Source organism: Flavobacterium aquidurense, from assembly GCF_002217195.1.
Classification (GTDB): Bacteria; Bacteroidota; Bacteroidia; order Flavobacteriales; family Flavobacteriaceae; genus Flavobacterium; species Flavobacterium frigidimaris.
The window spans coordinates 1-3,272 of the sequence record NZ_MUGR01000081.1 but is presented as its reverse complement, the minus strand read 5'-3'; the positions used below and the strand labels follow the sequence as shown (position 1 = coordinate 3,272).

Genomic DNA, 3,272 nt, shown 5'->3' with positions numbered 1-3,272 from the left:
TTTTATTATACGGTAATCATCTGCATCTAAATCTCCGGCAATTAGTAAATTTCTAGCTTTTGTCAATCTTTCATTAGCCTGATCCAATTCGTTCTTTAATTGACTAACATCACTGCGTTCATGTTTTGTCTTATTTTTAAATACGGATATTATTACTTCTTTATATAATTCTAAAAAGGGTAGTGGTCTTGCGTAATTTTTTATTTCGTCTGCAATTCTTTTATTCAACTCAGGAGCTTTCTCACGGAACGTACAACCTAAGCGGCAATGATAGTAATGATAATACTTATAACGGCCTTTAGACGCGCTGCCAGTGAGTAGCTTGCCACATAGAGGACATATTAGATAACCACGAAGTGGTAAAGCGGGATCAACTGTTAAAGTAGTTCTTCTAATTCTTTTTCGTCCTTCGAGTACATCCTGTACATCATAGAAAAGGGATTCAGAAATTAATGGCACGTGCTGTCCTTGCGCTAAATGACTTTCTTCATCTTTGTATTTTGGTATGAAGACTTTTCCAAAGTAGATAGGATTACGCAATGCTACCCAAAAACTATTTTTAGTAGCTTTCAAACCTTTTTTATTTGCTAATTTCCAAATTTGTTCTGTATTTAATTTTCCCTTAGCTAATTCTTGAAATACCCATCTCATGATACTAGCTTCATCCTCTTTGATTGCAATATGTTTTTTCCCAGTCTCGGAAATTTTATTTATATAGCCTAAAGGTGCGAGTCCCATAACACGACCTTCTTTCTTCGCCCTGCGCATTCCATGGAAAACATTTAATGCCCGACGATCATTTTCCACTTCGGGTGCCGCAAGGTAAAAGGCAAGCATCATTTTATTTTCCGGGATTGTAAGATCTAAAGGTTGCTCTACAGCCTGTGGTTCAACCCCCAATCTTCTTAAGGTACTTATCATTTGATAGGCATCACCTGCATTACGGCTAAATCTATCCCATTTGGTAAAGAGTACCAAATCGGAATGTCCTCTACGAGTACGAAGCTCCATCAAGAATTTTTTCCATGCCGGACGGTTAAATGTTTTTGCAGAATGATCTTCAATAATCACTTTTCGAACCTGATAAGAATTTAATTCACAATATTTGCGTAAACGTTCTTCCTGATCCCTTTGCGAATACCCTTTATCAGCCTGCTCATCTGTACTTACCCGGATATATAAATCTGCAATTTTCATGATTTTACTATTGATTTATTATACTTATTTACGCCCATTTGCGTGAGGGTAAATTTACGTTTTTTTTGTTTATCTAAATATGTATCAACCACTATTTCAGCCATTTCGTACAGAAAATCCAAGATGGTTTTTGCTTGTTCAACATCTACATTGATACCATCCTTTCTCAATAATTCCATTGCCTTGTGTGGTGTTATTCTATCAATTTCTTCCTCTCTCATAATATACCTCCTTCTATTGATAGCAAAAGCCCGCAAGCGGGCTTTACTTATTAAATTAAAATTGATTCAATTACTCATATAGGAAAATAAATAGTACTCTTTTGATTTCTGTTACGTTTTGGCAGATAACTAATGTAACCATACTCGTTTAGTTCCCTTATGCATTTATGGTATGTTACAGGCCCGGTTATCTTAGCTAACCTCATGATTTCATGTCTGTAGACTTCAATAGGATTAATAAAACCCTTTTCTGTTCTGAATTGAAGCAATGCAGCATATATGCCAATATGAGTTATACTGATACGATGATCTTTTTCTATTGCCTTAAAGAAATCAGATAAAGGTTTTAGTGTTTTCATATTTCCTGGATTATCAGCTTACACGCATACCATTTTTTTTGGAATGGTTCTCCTGTTGGCTCTCATTTGTCTTTTGCAGCTGTTTTAAAGTCTCCATTGGTTTATTGCCCAATGCTGTTGAGAGTGTTATTTTTCTGGAGTGGTCATCATAAATGTTTACCGATTTAAACTGAGGATTGGCTTCAATATAAAAACGATGTTCATTTCCGTTTTTAATCAAGGTTACGGGCTGCCTATTTCCTTGTTTTAACGCATCCTTTAATTTATCAGCTTCAGTTTTATTTGATAATTCCTTCATAGGAAGTTGATGCACTGCCTTTTCAAGATCATAACCATAACCGGAGTGAAATTCTTTGATACGATGATTACCGCCAGCATCCTTGTCGTTCAGGTCCAGTTGAATCCAAGACTTTTCCTTTTGAACTGCACGTCCCGCTAATAAATTATAAGCCTGTGTTGTATCAACAGAATTTCTTTCTTGCACTTTAAAGTATTGACTTCTGTCTTCTTCAGGTTTTGATTCGTTTTGCAAAGTGGTTTTATACCCTTCGAATTGATATTGTCCACTCTGGTCTTTAGAAAAAGATAACGCATGATTCAGTCGCTCTTTTTCGTTGACGTAATAAGAAACTGGAATAGTAAACTGCTCATGACCCTGTTTAATTTGATCTTCAATTTTACCTGACAAATCTGTAAAACCAATACGCTGCACCTGTTCGTGCAGCGATTGGTTGTTCTTTTCCTCTTCTTTTGTATCCTTACGTACCGCAATTTGGTCAATAAGTGGCGCAACGACCAGCTTACGAACAAGACGAACTAAAAAATTAGGGTAAAGCTGTTTAAGCATCTTGTCCTTTTCCTGTTTGAGCATCTTCAAAGCAAAACGTTCCTCAATATTTTTAGTGCCTTTGTATTTTGTTCCAATGCGCTCGTAATGATGCAGCTTTTCTTTAATCAGTGACCTATTGTTGGAAAGACTGAAATTAAACAGTTTACTAAAACGCTCTTCCTTGGACCGCCACTGGTTTAGTTCCATCTCTACTCTGTTAACGGGAAGTTGTTCGTTCATAATTCAAATTTTATTTATTACATTCTGTACTACATGGAACTGGATTGGCTTTTCTTTTTTCTCTTAGCTTCCTTTGGTACTTCCGGTCCATCTTCATCAGCACTTTGATTTTGCCTTTTGCTGCCTTGCTTTTCAGAAGCTTGCTGGGTTTCGGATTGCTTCTCATCTTTGGAATGGCGGTTGTCAATGCGTTGCATGTTACTGTCATAGACATTGATCGTTTTGAATTGTGGGCTCGCTTCAATATATTGTTTGATCTCATTACCGTCTTTTAAGAAAGTAGCGGATTGCAGGTTTCCTTTTTTCATGGAATCCATCAAATCTTCTTTATACTTACGGGTTTCCAGTTCCTTAATTGGATGTTTTGAAAGTGTTGCTTCCAAATCATAGCCATAATTTTGATGGTACTGATTTATCTTAAAATTT

Annotated in this window: 4 protein-coding genes and 1 pseudogene; all 5 read right to left on the bottom strand. The window is 36.2% G+C overall.

The window, feature by feature from the left end:
• A partial coding sequence (locus B0A67_RS24630) for a recombinase family protein (RefSeq protein ID WP_207557393.1) occupies nt 1-1,197 on the bottom strand: 1,197 nt, incomplete at its 3' end.
• Entirely contained in the window at nt 1,194-1,418 is a 225-nt protein-coding gene (locus B0A67_RS24625) for a hypothetical protein (RefSeq protein ID WP_072965313.1), read from the bottom strand. The genes B0A67_RS24625 and B0A67_RS24630, both read right to left, overlap by 4 nt.
• Nucleotides 1,419-1,492: 74 nt before the next feature.
• Entirely contained in the window at nt 1,493-1,777 is a 285-nt protein-coding gene (locus B0A67_RS25265; RefSeq protein WP_072965312.1) for a hypothetical protein, read from the bottom strand.
• 13 nt (nt 1,778-1,790) lie between these two features.
• A complete protein-coding gene (locus B0A67_RS24615) occupies nt 1,791-2,846 on the bottom strand; it encodes a hypothetical protein (RefSeq protein WP_072965311.1) in 1,056 nt (351 codons plus the stop codon).
• Nucleotides 2,847-2,875: 29 nt separating this feature from the next.
• Nucleotides 2,876-3,272, bottom strand: a pseudogene (locus B0A67_RS24610) (hypothetical protein); the annotation flags it as partial.

Coding starts and splice junctions, on each gene's coding strand:
- B0A67_RS25265 (WP_072965312.1), bottom strand. CDS start 1,777: ATGAAAACACTAAAACCTTTATCTGATTTCTTTAAGGCAATAGAAAAA.
- B0A67_RS24615 (WP_072965311.1), bottom strand. CDS start 2,846: ATGAACGAACAACTTCCCGTTAACAGAGTAGAGATGGAACTAAACCAG.
- B0A67_RS24625 (WP_072965313.1), bottom strand. CDS start 1,418: ATGAGAGAGGAAGAAATTGATAGAATAACACCACACAAGGCAATGGAA.